The sequence below is a fragment of the Acinetobacter sp. GG23 genome, assembly GCF_057766365.1.
This window is the reverse complement of record NZ_JBYMDJ010000001.1, coordinates 572,656-586,780: the sequence shown is the minus strand read 5'-3', so window position 1 is coordinate 586,780 and position 14,125 is coordinate 572,656. Positions and strand designations below refer to the sequence as shown.

11 protein-coding genes are annotated in these 14,125 nt (G+C 39.2%); 10 read left to right on the top strand and 1 reads right to left on the bottom strand.

Translation table 11 applies throughout. The annotated features are described in order from the left end of the window. Nucleotides 1-107: 107 nt before the first annotated feature. The 6 genes from AC3CAU_RS02845 (at nt 108) to AC3CAU_RS02820 (ending at nt 6,918) form a co-directional block, all read left to right on the top strand. Nucleotides 108-530: an OsmC family protein gene (locus tag AC3CAU_RS02845; protein ID WP_131215822.1), complete on the top strand. Its 423-nt coding sequence runs from the start codon at nt 108-110 to the stop codon at nt 528-530. Nucleotides 531-1,018: 488 nt separating this feature from the next. Beyond that, the gene (gene clpB, locus AC3CAU_RS02840; RefSeq protein ID WP_131215819.1) at nt 1,019-3,601 is read left to right on the top strand and encodes an ATP-dependent chaperone ClpB; all 2,583 of its coding nucleotides are present in this window, start codon (nt 1,019-1,021) and stop codon (nt 3,599-3,601) included. A gap of 436 nt (nt 3,602-4,037) precedes the next feature. Then, on the top strand, nt 4,038-4,292 hold the full coding sequence (locus tag AC3CAU_RS02835) for a hypothetical protein (protein WP_447053289.1): 255 nt from the start codon (nt 4,038-4,040) through the stop codon (nt 4,290-4,292). Nucleotides 4,293-4,340: 48 nt separating this feature from the next. Continuing rightward, nucleotides 4,341-4,535, top strand: coding sequence for a hypothetical protein (locus tag AC3CAU_RS02830; RefSeq protein WP_447053288.1), 195 nt, complete (start codon nt 4,341-4,343; stop codon nt 4,533-4,535). Between the two features lie 470 nt (nt 4,536-5,005). Continuing rightward, a complete protein-coding gene (locus AC3CAU_RS02825) occupies nt 5,006-6,283 on the top strand; it encodes a DUF945 family protein (RefSeq protein WP_424621659.1) in 1,278 nt (425 codons plus the stop codon). A 158-nt stretch (nt 6,284-6,441) separates the two neighbouring features. Then, the gene (locus tag AC3CAU_RS02820; RefSeq protein ID WP_488368417.1) at nt 6,442-6,918 is read left to right on the top strand and encodes a hypothetical protein; all 477 of its coding nucleotides are present in this window, start codon (nt 6,442-6,444) and stop codon (nt 6,916-6,918) included. A 41-nt stretch (nt 6,919-6,959) separates the two neighbouring features. Here the strand turns inward: AC3CAU_RS02820 and rlmKL are convergent, their stop codons facing one another. Then, nucleotides 6,960-9,164 carry a bifunctional 23S rRNA (guanine(2069)-N(7))-methyltransferase RlmK/23S rRNA (guanine(2445)-N(2))-methyltransferase RlmL gene (gene rlmKL, locus AC3CAU_RS02815; RefSeq protein WP_447053286.1) on the bottom strand — a complete coding sequence of 735 codons (2,205 nt, stop codon included), beginning with the start codon at nt 9,162-9,164 and terminating at the stop codon, nt 6,960-6,962. A gap of 230 nt (nt 9,165-9,394) precedes the next feature. On the opposite strand from rlmKL, the gene AC3CAU_RS02810 reads away from it, so the two are divergent. The 4 genes from AC3CAU_RS02810 to AC3CAU_RS02795 all read left to right on the top strand — a co-directional run bounded on the left by AC3CAU_RS02810 (nt 9,395) and on the right by AC3CAU_RS02795 (nt 13,876). Then, a complete protein-coding gene (locus tag AC3CAU_RS02810; protein ID WP_447053285.1) occupies nt 9,395-9,739 on the top strand; it encodes a hypothetical protein in 345 nt (114 codons plus the stop codon). Nucleotides 9,740-9,971: 232 nt separating this feature from the next. Continuing rightward, on the top strand, nt 9,972-10,988 hold the full coding sequence (locus AC3CAU_RS02805) for an aspartate carbamoyltransferase catalytic subunit (protein ID WP_447053284.1): 1,017 nt from the start codon (nt 9,972-9,974) through the stop codon (nt 10,986-10,988). Nucleotides 10,989-10,997: 9 nt separating this feature from the next. Continuing rightward, nucleotides 10,998-12,233, top strand: a complete 1,236-nt coding sequence (locus AC3CAU_RS02800) for a dihydroorotase (protein WP_447053283.1) — start codon at nt 10,998-11,000, stop codon at nt 12,231-12,233. A 164-nt stretch (nt 12,234-12,397) separates the two neighbouring features. Then, entirely contained in the window at nt 12,398-13,876 is a 1,479-nt protein-coding gene (locus AC3CAU_RS02795) for an OmpA family protein (RefSeq protein WP_447053282.1), read from the top strand. The last annotated feature ends 249 nt before the right edge of the window (nt 13,877-14,125 follow it).

Here is a 14,125-nt window from a genome sequence, read left to right as displayed (position 1 = left end):
GACCTAAAATGAACTTGTCACATAGAAGAGATGAAATTCCTTATCAACTCAATTTATGTTAGTGTACAGGTACTTCGTAAATTTATAGCTTTTTTCAGGTAGTTGCAATGCAAACAAGCGTACATTGGCTAGAGAATGTTGCTTTTGAAGCAAAATCAGAAAGTGGTCACCAAATTGTCATGGATGGTGCTGAGGCATATGGTGGTGAAAACCGTGGTCCACGTCCCATGGAGCTGATATTAATGGGACTTGGTGGCTGTGCTTCCTTTGATATTGTGACTATTTTAAAGAAATCACGCCAAGATGTGACAGGGGTGGTATGTCAGTTAAATGCTGATCGTGCCGATACGATTCCTGCCGTATTCACCAAAATTCATTTACACTTTGTTGTAACAGGTAAAGCAGTAAAAGAAAAACAGGTGGCTAAGGCAGTTGAACTTTCTGCTGAAAAATACTGTTCAGCCAGTAAAATGCTATCTGATGGCGGCGTTGAAATCACCCACGATTTTGAAATTATTGAAGCAGTATAATAAAAATAACGGCAATTCATCAGTGAATTGCCGTTTTACATGAATAGTAAAACTGAAGAATATTTTATAAAAAATAATTTGTGTGCTTCAAATCCACCATTTAAAAAGACTTACTATGTTGTTTGCTTCGTTTAATTCCATCTTTGAATTTTCACTGAATAAAGTTTGGATCAATCCAATAAGCTGCTTATATAAATTAAAATCACCTATATCATTTTTTAAACTTGCGTCTTATAGATATCTGGTAATCTATTGAAATATCTTGAACATTGTGATGAAAGAGGCTTTAAATAGAATTTGATACAGAAGATATCAAATTCAGCTTGAAAAAAAACAAATACATACCCATATTATAATTGAGATCCAAGTTTTATTTTTATTTCTTTAGTCTTTGAAAATTAAAATATTTTTTAAGAAATTATATTGAAAAATATCAAACCATTCCCATCTATTATCCAAGTACAAAATTTGTTGTGAGGAAAATAAGAATGCGTTTTGAAAAATTTACAAATCGCCTGCAGCAAGCTTTATCAGATGCTCAATCTTTAGCAATGGGTAAAGACAATACTTCAATCGAAGGTATTCATATTTTATCAGCGCTATTACAGGAGCCTGCCAATATCAGCTTGTTACAACAGGCCGGGGCAAATCTACGCGATCTTCAGACCAAGCTGCAACAAGCATTGAATGATGCAGCAACCATTGCCAATCCAACAGGAGATATCAATCTTAATCCTGAAGCGGTACGTGCTTTAAATCTTGCAGACAGCTATGCACAAAAAGCCGGAGATGAATTTTTATCGACCGACTGGGTATTGCTCAGTTTAGCTGAAACAGGTGCAACCAAAACTTTACTGAATAGTGTAGGCGTAACATCGACAGGCTTACGTAAAGCAATTGAAAATATTCGAGGTGGTGAAAAAGTCATGAGTAATACCCACGAAGATCAACGTGATTCACTCAATAAATACACCATTGATTTAACTGAACGTGCTATGTCAGGCAAATTGGATCCAGTGATTGGGCGTGATGAAGAAATTCGTCGTACCATTCAGGTCTTGTCACGACGTACTAAAAATAACCCGGTACTCATTGGTGAACCGGGTGTTGGTAAAACTGCGATTGTAGAAGGTTTAGCCCAACGAATTGTCAATGGAGAAGTCCCGGAAGGCTTAAAAGGTAAACGTGTTTTATCTTTGGATTTGGGTTCATTATTGGCCGGGGCAAAATATCGTGGCGAGTTCGAAGAGCGTTTAAAAGCGCTCCTGAAAGATCTGGCCAAATATGAAGGCGAAATCATTCTCTTTATTGATGAATTGCATACCCTTGTCGGTGCCGGTAAAGGTGAGGGAGCCATGGATGCAGGGAATATGCTGAAACCCGCATTGGCACGTGGCGAGCTGCATTGTGTTGGCGCAACAACTTTGGATGAATATCGCCAATTCATTGAGAAAGATGCCGCGTTAGAACGTCGTTTCCAGAAAGTTTTGGTTGATGAACCGAGTGTTGAAGATACCATTGCGATTCTTCGTGGTTTGAAAGAGAAATATGCAACGCACCATGGTGTACAGATTCTAGATTCAGCCATTATTGCTGCTGCAAAAATGTCGCATCGTTATATTACCGACCGTCAATTACCCGATAAAGCCATTGATTTGATTGATGAAGCTGCTTCACGGATAAAAATGGAAATTGACTCAAAACCTGAGCCGCTTGACCGTTTAGATCGTCGTTTAATTCAGTTGAAAATGCAGTTGGAAGCGGTAAAACAGGATGCTGATTCAGTCAGTAAAGCCGAAGTATCGCATCTGGAAAAACAAATCGAAGAAGTGCAGCGTGAATATAGTGATTTGGAAGAACAGTGGATTGCTGAGAAAAGATTGGTTGAAGGCACAAGCCAAGCACAAGTCGAATTGGATAAAGCACGTACGGCTTTTGAAAAAGCACAACGCGAAGGTGACTTAGCTGAAGCCAGCCGTTTGCAATATGGAGTGATTCCTGAATTGCAAAAACGGCTTGAAGCTGAAGAAGTGGCTGAAGAAAACAATGAAGAGCCAAAACTCATACGTACCAAAGTAACCGAGAATGAGATTGCAGAAGTAGTTAGCGCTGCAACTGGCATTCCAGTGGCGAAAATGTTGCAAGGCGAACGTGAAAAACTACTTCAAATGGAAGATTTCTTACATAACCGTGTAATTGGGCAAGATGAAGCGGTAGTTGCAGTTTCTAATGCTGTACGTCGTTCACGTGCCGGCTTGTCTGATCCAAATCGTCCAAGTGGTTCATTCCTGTTCCTTGGACCGACAGGGGTGGGTAAAACTGAATTAACCAAGGCCTTGGCGAATTTCCTTTTCGACAGTGACGATGCCATGGTTCGTATCGACATGAGTGAATTTATGGAGAAGCATTCTGTCAGTCGTTTAGTCGGTGCGCCTCCAGGATACGTTGGCTATGAAGAAGGCGGCGTATTAACCGAAGCTGTGCGTCGTAAACCTTATAGTGTAGTGTTGTTTGATGAGGTAGAAAAAGCGCATCCGGATGTGTTTAACATCTTGCTGCAAGTTCTTGATGATGGTCGTTTGACTGACTCTCAAGGTCGGGTGGTCGATTTTAAAAATACAGTCATAGTTTTGACCTCTAACTTGGGTTCGCAGGATGTGCGTGAACTGGGTGATAGTGCAACCGATGATGAAGTTCGGGCAGTTGTAATGGATGCTGTATCACAACACTTCCGTCCAGAATTCATTAACCGTATTGATGAATTGGTGGTATTCCATTCATTGAAAAAAGCACAAATTCGTGGCATTGCAGATATTCAGTTGAATCGTTTACGTTCGCGTTTAAGCGAAAAAGACATGCGTCTTTCTGTGGATGATAGTGCATTTGATCAATTGATTGATGCTGGTTTTGATCCGGTATATGGGGCACGTCCACTGAAACGCGCGATTCAGCAACAAGTGGAAAACACCTTGGCACAAAAAATATTGAGCGGAGATTTTCTACCTGGCGACACGATTTTGATTAAAGGTGAACATGGTCATCTTGAATTTGAAAAAATGAAATTAAATTAATGACCTGATTAAATTTAATGCCTAGATGAGTATTTGAAGTGCACCACTATGCGCTTGAAATAATCCCTGACTCGGATTTTTAAATCCGAGTCTTTTTCTTGGAAGATGATTTAACTTGATTGTAATTTCTTCAATATATGGATTTATATGATGAGCTTAAACATGGTGTAAGCATACAACGGCAAGGATAATTAATTGAATGCTCGAAAAATGAACCGAATTTTTGGTGCGTTCTACAACTGCGGCAGCTGATTATAAGCAACGGGTATAATTGATTGCGGAAATCATGCCGAGTAATGGCATGACTTTGGCTTTTAAACGTTATCCAAGTTATCTCGTCATGCCCAATACAATCGTCCAGATATCAAGTTGATTGTACCGGAGGGAAATCCTGCACAAGTGGTCAGTATGAGAAAGCTGGGTTGGCGCGAGCGTTTTGATCACTGGTCAACCCGAGGTTGTTGCAGATTGCGGTAATAAAGTGTTGCGTCTACTGATGGATGATGTCTATGATGAAACTCCACTGGAGACTATTTTTAAAAGTATAGTTTTAGAAGGTAATATTGTCGCATGCAATATTTTGCACCATGAGCATAAGGGCTTTCCCAAACCCTTTTATTATGACGATATTCGTACCCTTACGGTGTGGCAAGCGAAAAAACCGGAAAAATTTGAATTCTATTGTTTTTAGCAAATGAATGTGAGTTAAGTAAATGCAGTCGGTGCATTTATCTGACCCATGAAACAGCCTTATAAATTTTTACCGAATGATGATTTTTCAGGTTTGCCTGAATTCAATCATCCCTTTTGGCTGGGCATGAACATGAATGATTTTTATCTCATGTATGAGCAGCATAATCAGGTAGTCGGTTTGGCTTGTAGAATCAAAAAGCTTTTAAATAAACGCGTCTCATCGATTATTCATTGCCTGTAAAAGTCATTTAACCTTTTTATAAAGTTTATGTCGGCATTCAAAGAGGTTTTATCTTTGCTGAAAAAATAATGCTTTTAAATATTTGATGATTCATAGTGCTTTATGTCATTGCGAACCACAATATGTATTTGCCATTCCGATTTTGCATGCTAAGCAACAAACTAAATTGTATCGTAAACAAGCCTTTTTATTACTTGGGAAAATAATGATCCGCGTATTTATTGGATGAGCAATACCATCTCTTAGATGATTCAAGCCAAACATTATTCTCATAGTTTTAAAGGTAATCCCTGTACGAGCTTTGAACATAATAAAAGTAGTTATTTTGAAGTGGGACGTATTTAACGGATATTTAGTCTTGCCCAATCATGCAATGTGATTGGGTATGAATAGTTGGTTAAAAAAATCATATTAATTCTCATTTTTTAATTTATACTCGTTTACAAAATAATCAAAAAATGAGACAGGTGATGTCAAAATTAATATGGGGTTTGGGTGGTCTGATTGTATTTGCAACGGCTGCTGTAGGAGGGAATTTGTATGCAGATAAAAGTTTAAATTCATATTATCAGCAGAATCAAAAAACCAATTTAGTTTCGATTCAATATAAAAATTTCAATATGGGTGCAATGCAGGGTTCTGCAGACTGGGCAGCTCAATTCATATTTGATCCGTGTAAACCTAAAGATGTTTTGAGGCTTACAGGAACGGATAAAATTAAACGCAGTTGGAATGGTTATCATATTGAATCTAAAATTAATTTACAGCAAGGCAATGAGGTATTTCAAAAAATGCTCAACCAGCCTTTAACTGCTCAAACCAAGATTGATTGGCTGGGTGTGGTGCATTCTTCATTGACGACACCCGTGTTTGAGAAAAATAATGAAGATATACAGGCCCGAATTGATCCAATGACTTTTAAAATGGATGCAAAATCAAAAGGCGATCAATTAAAGATACTCAATGCGAAATTGCAAATACCGAATATGACTGTTAGTGATAAATTGGGGCATCTAGAGATACGAGAAGTAGAGTTTGAAACCACTCAGGGCTTAAACTCTACCTTTGATGAAGGGGAAACCCGTCTGAATATTGCTTCGATTAAACGCACTGATCGAAATATGCAACAATTCGGCAGCGGTGAATTTAAGGATTTTGCTTTGCTGATGAATACGGATATTGATAAACATAAAGTGGATTTTGATACCCAACTGAATATTAAAGAAGTGGTCATGCACAAAATACCGACTTTTCAAAAGTTACAAATGAATTTCAATCTGAAAGCATTGAACAAGCAAAAAATACAGGCTTTCTTCGATTTATTGGAAAAAAATAGTGAGGTATGTATAGTTAAAGATGAGTTGTCGAAAGAATTGGCAGACAGCTTTTTATCTATTATAAATGAAGGTTTTACTTTTGAATCGCAAGATAATCAGATTAATTTGGGTGAAGGGTATGCTAAAGCAAGCTTGAGTGGCAAGGTGATGCCCGGTCATCAAACTTCATTTACCAGCTTGGTTAAAATGGCACCCAGTTTAATCGAGTATCAGGCCAATATTGAATATGATAAACAGATCATGAAGACCCTGCTGGGTAATTATTTGCAACAAGGCAGTAAAACATTATCTGATCAAGAACTTGAACACATGCTGAATAGCATGCAGCAAGCGGTGCAAGCCAAACGAGAGGGCGATGTCTTAAAGATAGGCGTTGAATATAAATATGGCGAAAAGAAATTTTTAAATTAAGGCATGATCTAAAAAAAAGTTTGCCAGATGTGCCGCCTAAACCACAACAAAGCGCTACTTTATTCTAAGTGCAAGAAATAAGTATATTCTTGTTGTATACAGAATATCGGGAAGTACCGAAAGCACATTGTTGTTATATATAAAAATTGCTAGCGTTCATGATGAAAAATAAAAAAGGAGAGGCCAGTGTGAAGATGAAAAATAAAAAAAGTTTTTATCCCCCTTCTCGGAAAAAGTTAGTTGTCATGAGTGGGTTGCTAATCATTTGCTCATGCTGTTATGCAGAAGTTCCTCTAACTGACCATAAATTGTCAGAGCAAAGGAGTGATTCTCAGCATCTTGATGCTGAGAGTATTCAACGTGTTCAAAATAGTGTTAAGCAACCGGTTGATAAGCAGAAAAAAGAAAGTAAAGTTTTAAGTGACCAGAACAATCAAGATATTCAAAAGCAGACTATCGACGAAACGGCATTATCCGATTATCAGATGCAGAAGAAAAAAGCGACTGAACAATTAATGTTGAATGAAAAGCAAGCCCGTACTCATTCAACCATTCGCTTATTTGACACAGTGAATCAATCAGATAATTTGCGAATGAATTATCATGAAGGTATTACCATTGAGATGAAACGATAAACTGTTTCATCTCAATATGTATTATTTCATTCAAACCATCATTAGATTGGGTGATGTTTGATTTTCCAGGCTTTATGGATTTTGGTATTGCGTTTGAAATCTAGGCCAATGGTTTCACTGGTAATTTCTTGCACATCGAACATGGCTTGAACTTCTTCATCCATTTCGAAACCACGATAATTATTCGAGAAATACAAGGTGCCTTCAGTGGTTAAACGGTTCATGGCACGTTTAAGCAATGAATTGTGGTCACGCTGTACGTCAAAAGTACCGTAGAACTTTTTCGAATTTGAGAATGTTGGTGGATCAATGAAGATCAGGTCATATTGTTCATGACCTTCTTTTAACCATTCAAAACAGTCACTCGAGAAGAATTGGTGCTGTTCATCCGCATGATCTACCGTCAAGCCATTAAGTACAAAGTTTTCTTTAGACCAATTCAAGTAGGTATTGGATAAATCGACACTTGTTGTACTTGCTGCACCGCCTAAAGCTGCATGAACACTGGCGGTAGAGGTATAACTGTACAGGTTCAAGAAGTGTTTGCCTTTGGCTTCCGCAGCAATACGTAAACGCATTTGACGATGATCAAGGAATAAACCGGTATCTAAATAGTCAGTTAAATTGACTAAAAGTTTGGCTTTGCCTTCTTGCACGATAAAACGCTTAGAAGCAGTACTTTGTTTTTCGTACTGAGTTTTACCTTCTTGACGGGCACGGGTTTTAATAAAGATCGCATCGCGGCCTAAACCAGTGATTGCACGAATAGATGCCAAAGCCAAGTTGAAGCGTTTTTTTGCTTTTTCAGGATCAATGGTTTTTGGCGGCGCATATTCTTGCACATGCAGACGGTCGCCATACAAATCCACCGCGACATTAAAGTCAGGTAAATCTGCATCGTACAAACGCAAGCAATAGATATTTTCTTTAACAGCCCATTTTTTCAAGGCTTGAATATTCTTTTGCAAACGGTTGGTAAAATCCTCAGCACCTTCAATTGGCTCAAACTGTTGCGGTTGCCAAGTTGCCAGGAAAGGCTGACTTGCAGCAGCAGGTTTGATGGTGCCGAAACGTACATAAATAGGAAGCTTACCATTCATCAAACGCAGAATTTGCGGATCGTTGAACGCGAGTACATCGGCTTGTTCAACTTGTGCAGCAATCACTGCAGCATATTGATTCGGGAAGTTCTTTTGTAAAAGAGCCGATAAGCCTAAGTACAAGGCACGGTTTGAAGCTTTTTCACCTAAACGCTCACCATACGGTGGGTTGGTCACGATAAACGAAGTTTTTCCTTCAGCTTGGAAATCCGGCCAATCTGCAAGGGTACGTTCTTCAATTTTGATTTGATCGAGTATTGCTTCAAAGCCCGCTGCAATAATATTTTGCTTGGTTGCTTTCACCGCTTCCCAGTCAGCATCATACGCATAGAACTGAGGGAGTGGTTTTTCTAATGCAGCTTGATGGCGTTCAGCTGCTTCAGCTTTAATCGACATCCATAAATCATGGTCATGGCCATTCCAGCCACTGAAACCAAAACGGCGGACTAAACCTGGTGCACGATCGGTCAGCATCATGAGAGATTCAATGATGAAAGTTCCCGAACCACACATTGGATCTAAAATAATGTCAGGATTTCGTTCGATTAATTTGGCTTTCTGCAGAATTGCTGCTGCAAGATTTTCTTTAATCGGGGCATCGGTCATGAAATGACGATAGCCGCGTTTATGTAAAGAATCACCTGATAAATCCAGGCAATAGGTATGCTGAGTTTTACCAGCAAGTACGTATAAAGTAATTTCAGGTTGTTTGATGTCGATGCTTGGGCGTTTGCCTACAGCTTCCATAAAGGAATCGACCACACCATCTTTTACCCGTAACGTCGCAAATTGAGTATTTACTTTGATGTCACGTTCAACGTGTAAGCGAATGGCAAATGTACTTTGTGTTGCAAAAATAAGTGACCAGTCAAAGTTCATTGCACCTTCATACAATTCTTCGGCCACATCACGTGCATCATGTGTGAACTCTAATTCATGGGTATGAATAGGCGTCAGTACACGAGAAGCCAAACGTGACCACATACAAATACGGTATGCATTTTCTAGCGTGCCTTGGAAAACTAAACGTCCTGGAAAGCGTTCAATATTTTGAACACCTAAACCTTCCAATTCTTCTTGGAGTAAGGTTTCAAGCCCATCTGCACAGGTGACCCAGTATGTAGAAAGACGTAGTTTCGAATTCATGCAAATTTCCAAAAGCAGCTAAGCAATCTATCATTTTAACGTATTTTAGCCCTGAAAAGTTTATAAATTAGGGCAAAGCTTGGGCTTGATAAGGAAATATATGATTTTTATCTATTAAGCGTGCATAAGTGGTATGTATTTTGCTGATAACCCTGCTTATAGGTTATGAGTCATGTGATTTTGACTTTAACTGCTATTTGTCATCATTTTTGATTTTGAAGGGGTACTAAATGGAAGATATGACTGGAAATAATTTTTTGAACCGTTCTGAAGTTTTTTCTGTTGCGACACTGCTGTATACCCGATTAAGGCGTGTGAGTGGGCGGGTAATAGATGTCATGTATCTGGTAGAAAATCATGCATATGCCAAATATGTGATTGATGTTGCGCTGTCTACGAATGATTCAGAATTACAACGGCAAGCTGAACGTTTGCGTTCTTTAATGGGGATAGACGTTGCAGCTAATCAAATTGAGGTGAATGAAACAGTACAGGACATCTATGAAACAGAAGTAACTGAAGAAGAAATTTATCGTGCTCAAGTGTCACATCACTATATTGGTGCATTGCGTTAAGTTTTTAGGCTTTAAATACTCCAGGTGATTTAAAGCCTAATTTTAATCAACGATCTATCCATTGAGTTTAACCAGACAGGTATTGAAACAGAGAAACTGGTAAAACTAATCTCTTACTTTTATTTAATAAATTTTCTGCTGCAAAAAAATGAGCCAAATGCTGAAAACTTCAACTGCCAACCCTAGGGGAATATCTGTATAATAGTTCAACTTAACTGAACGGGAATCTCTCATGCACTTGGCGGCATTGCATACTCCGAGCCAGATTCAACTCAATCAACAGGGTAATCTCAAACATTTCTTGACCATTGACGGTCTTTCAAAAGAAACCCTGACCAAAATTCTTGATACAGCCAATTCCTTTTTTAATGATCAAAATCAACTGATAACGACTCCTTTATTAGAAGGTCGTACGGTCATGAATTTGTTCTTTGAAAACTCGACCCGTACCCGTACCACTTTTGAAGCAGCGGCAAAACGTTTATCAGCCAACGTACTGAACATTGATATAGCACGTTCAAGTACATCAAAAGGTGAAACATTACGAGATACCTTGTGGAATCTTGAAGCGATGGCAGCGGATATTTTCGTGGTTCGTCATTCATCTTCAGGTGCAGCACATTTTATTGCACAAACCGTTTGCCCCCATGTTGCGATTATTAACGCAGGCGATGGCCGTCATGCGCATCCGACTCAAGCGATGCTGGATATGTTGACCATTCGCCGTGAAACCAAAAAGTCATTCGAAGCTTTAAGTGTGGCCATTATTGGTGATATTAAACATTCACGTGTAGCACGTTCAGATGTAGCCGCATTGCAAACTTTAGGCTGTAAAGACATTCGCGTGATTGCGCCGAATACCTTGCTGCCTTATGGTTTTGAAGAATATGGAGAAGATGTTCGCCTGTTCAATGACATGGAAGCAGGGATTAAAGATTGCGACGTGATTATTACTTTACGCATTCAAAATGAACGTATTGATTCTCCCGCATTGGCTTCACAAGCTGAATTCTACAAAATGTACGGTTTGAACAAAGAGCGTTTGGCCATGGCTAAACCCAATTGCATCGTAATGCATCCAGGTCCAATGAACCGGGGTGTAGAAATTGATTCCAGTATTGCTGATGGCCCGCAAGCGGTTATTTTGCAGCAAGTGACCAATGGTATTGCGGTACGTATGGCGGTACTTGCGCTTTCTATGCAAGGTCAGTTGCAGGAAAAAGGTTTAATTGAAGCGATTGCGGGATAAGGTAAAGTCATGAGTATTGTAAAAATTGAAAATGTCCGTGTCTTCGATCCAGTCAAGCAAACGGATCGCGTACAAACGGTATTTATCGAAAACGGCAAACTGGTTGCGGCAACTGATACGGTTAGTGAAAGCATTGATGGTCAAGGTCAATGGTTAATGCCAACCATGGTCGATTTATGTGCACGGTTGCGTGAACCAGGTCAGCAACAGCATGGCACTTTGAAATCTGAAGGAAAGGCTGCGCGTGAAAATGGTATTTTGCATGTCTTTACGCCGCCAGACTCAAAACCAATCGTACAAGATAATGGTGCGTTGATTCATGGTCTGGTTGAAAAAGCCATGCTGGATGGCGGTATTTATCTACAAGTAATTGGTGCACAAACACAAGGTTTGCAAGGCAAACAGCCTGCAAACATGGCAGGCTTAAAAAAAGGCGGTTGTACTGCTGTTTCGAATGCCAATGCGCCGTTTGCGGATGATGATGTGGTCATCCGTACCCTAGAATATGCAGCAGGTTTAGGCATGACTGTGGTGTTTTATGCAGAAGAACACCAAATTGCCAAAGATGGCTGTGCGCATGAAGGTTTTGTTGCCTCACGCCAAGGCTTGCCTACGATTCCAGCATTGGCTGAAACCGTTGCGATTGCAAAATATTTGCTTATGATTGAAGCAACCAAAGTGCGTGCACATTTTGGGTTGTTATCTTGTGGTGCATCTGTTGAATTGATCAAAATTGCAAAAGACAAAGGCTTGCCTGTGACTGCGGATGTAGCGATGCATCAATTGCATTTAACCGAAAGTTTAACCGACGGCTTTAATTCTTTGGCACATGTACGACCGCCACTGCGTGCTGAAAAAGATAAACGGCTATTACGTCAGGGCGTAAAAGATGGTGTGATTGATGCGATTTGTACTCATCATGAACCGCTTAGCAGCTCTGCAAAATTAGCTCCGTTTGCTGAAACACAACCCGGTATAACTGCTTTTGATACTTATGTGGCGTTTGGTATTCAAATGATTAATGAAGGCCTGTTCGAGCCTTTAGAATGGGTGGAAAAAGTTACGCTTGCACCGGCAAGAGTGGCGAATATGGTCAATCGCTGGACTGAAGAAGCAGGTTGGATCTTGGTTGATCCTAAACTTGAATGGATAGTTTCTAAAGATTCCATTCTTTCACAAGGTAAAAATACACCGCTTATTAATCAAAAAGTAGTGGGTAAAGTGGTCCAAACTTTTGTGGCTTAATTGATTTAATATTTTTTTATGATTTATAAAAGTCAGCTTCGGCTGGCTTTTTTATTGCTGAAAAAAATAAGAGTATTCAAATAATACAATTAATTACACTGTCTGAAAAATGAGCAGATAAACTAAAAATACCCATGATAAGACCAGAATAAAAGGAATAATGGATGAATATTAATTTGATTGCTTTATTGAAGCAGAAAGTATCTGCAATTGTTCTTGAAGGCGAAACGGAATATCTAAGCGAGAAGAGTCAAGCATTAAGCAGTTTTTTTCCTATTTTATTGGCAATTTTCAAATCTAAGCCAGAACTTATTGGAAATTTGCAGAGTCAATTAAACCCGAGATTAAGTGACGTATTTTCAACAAATCCCGGTTTAAAAGAGGAGTTTTTAGAACAGGTTTCAGGAACGGTTCCAACTGGAGCAATTGAATCTACCTTAAACCATTCTATAGCACCGACATTAAATTTTTTAGAAACTGAAGCGGGTTCTTCTGAGCCAAGTGCCATTGTGCATTTGATTGAAACGCATTGGCCTGCTGTATCGAGTGCCTTGCCACATTGGGCACCAGTGCTTTTAAGTGCTTTAGGCGTAGGACTGGCATCTGGACATTCCTTACATCAGGCCCCTGAAACGCATGTAGTGGTAGAAGAAAAAAAGAAACCGAGTTTTTTATTGCCGCTTATTGGTTTCATTATTTTGGCTGCACTACTGGCTTTAATGTTTAGAGCTTGTTCTGATAAGAAGGAAACTGAGTCTGCAAGCGGTGTGCCTGCACAGACTGCCACCAGTGAGCCAGCAAAATTACAACTCAGCACGGGTTCGACAGGAGATTTAACCACATGTCAGTTATATTCTGGCAATGCCAGTTATATCGATATTCTGCAGAAAGAAATTAAACAAATTTTTAATCACAATATTGGTTGTGGTGTTGAAAGCAACCCAAGTTATCATACAGAATTTATTGACCAAAATGCCATTCCAAGTGTCTTGAAATTGGTTAAAGGGGTTCCAAATGCATCCATAATCTGGATGGGAGATCAGCTTTCTATTCAGACTGCAAATCCGACTGATGCAGAACAATTGGCAACTAAAATTAAGCCACTGGTTAAAAACATGACAGTAATGACGCAAGCAACGACTGCTGCTTCGACACCTATTGATAACAATATGGCAATTAGTGAAGGTAATACCAATGCGGAAAAAGCCTTGGCTGCAATTAATCCAGAGCAAGTTCGTGCATTAGATATTGCAACAGCCCTGAATCTGCAAATTATCAACTTTGATACCGCAAGTGCCAATATTCCTGATGCCAATAAATCGATTTTAGATCAAGCAGCTGCGCTGATTAAACGTGCATCACAAGTGCATCTAACGGTTAAAGGTCACACCGATGCTGTGGGGGATGCTGCAGCAAATAAAGCACTATCACAAAAACGGGCACAAGCCGTTGTCGATTACTTGGTGCAACAAGGTGTTGATCCAGCTCAGTTACAGGCAGTAGGTTATGGTTCGGAACAGCCCGTGGCAGATAATGCAACGCCTGAAGGTCAGTTTAAAAACCGTCGTATCGAGTTTGAAGTGTTAAATACAGAAACAGGCACTGTTCGTGAAGTAGATGAAGAGGGCGTAAAGCAGCAATAAATGAATTATTAAAATAAAAAGTCTCTGTGTCAAAGCAGAGATTTTTTATGGAAACCAGCATTTAATTTATTAACAGTGTTTAAAAATATTTTAAAACATGAAGCTATAGATATTTAATAAAAAGGAGGGTATCTGATTTGTTTGATTTTTTTTAACTTAATCAAAGATATCACTGAGTATTTAAAAAAGGACTAATTGATTCGTCCTTTTTTTATTGGCATGCTGTGGTGAATTGGAAATTGTGAACAG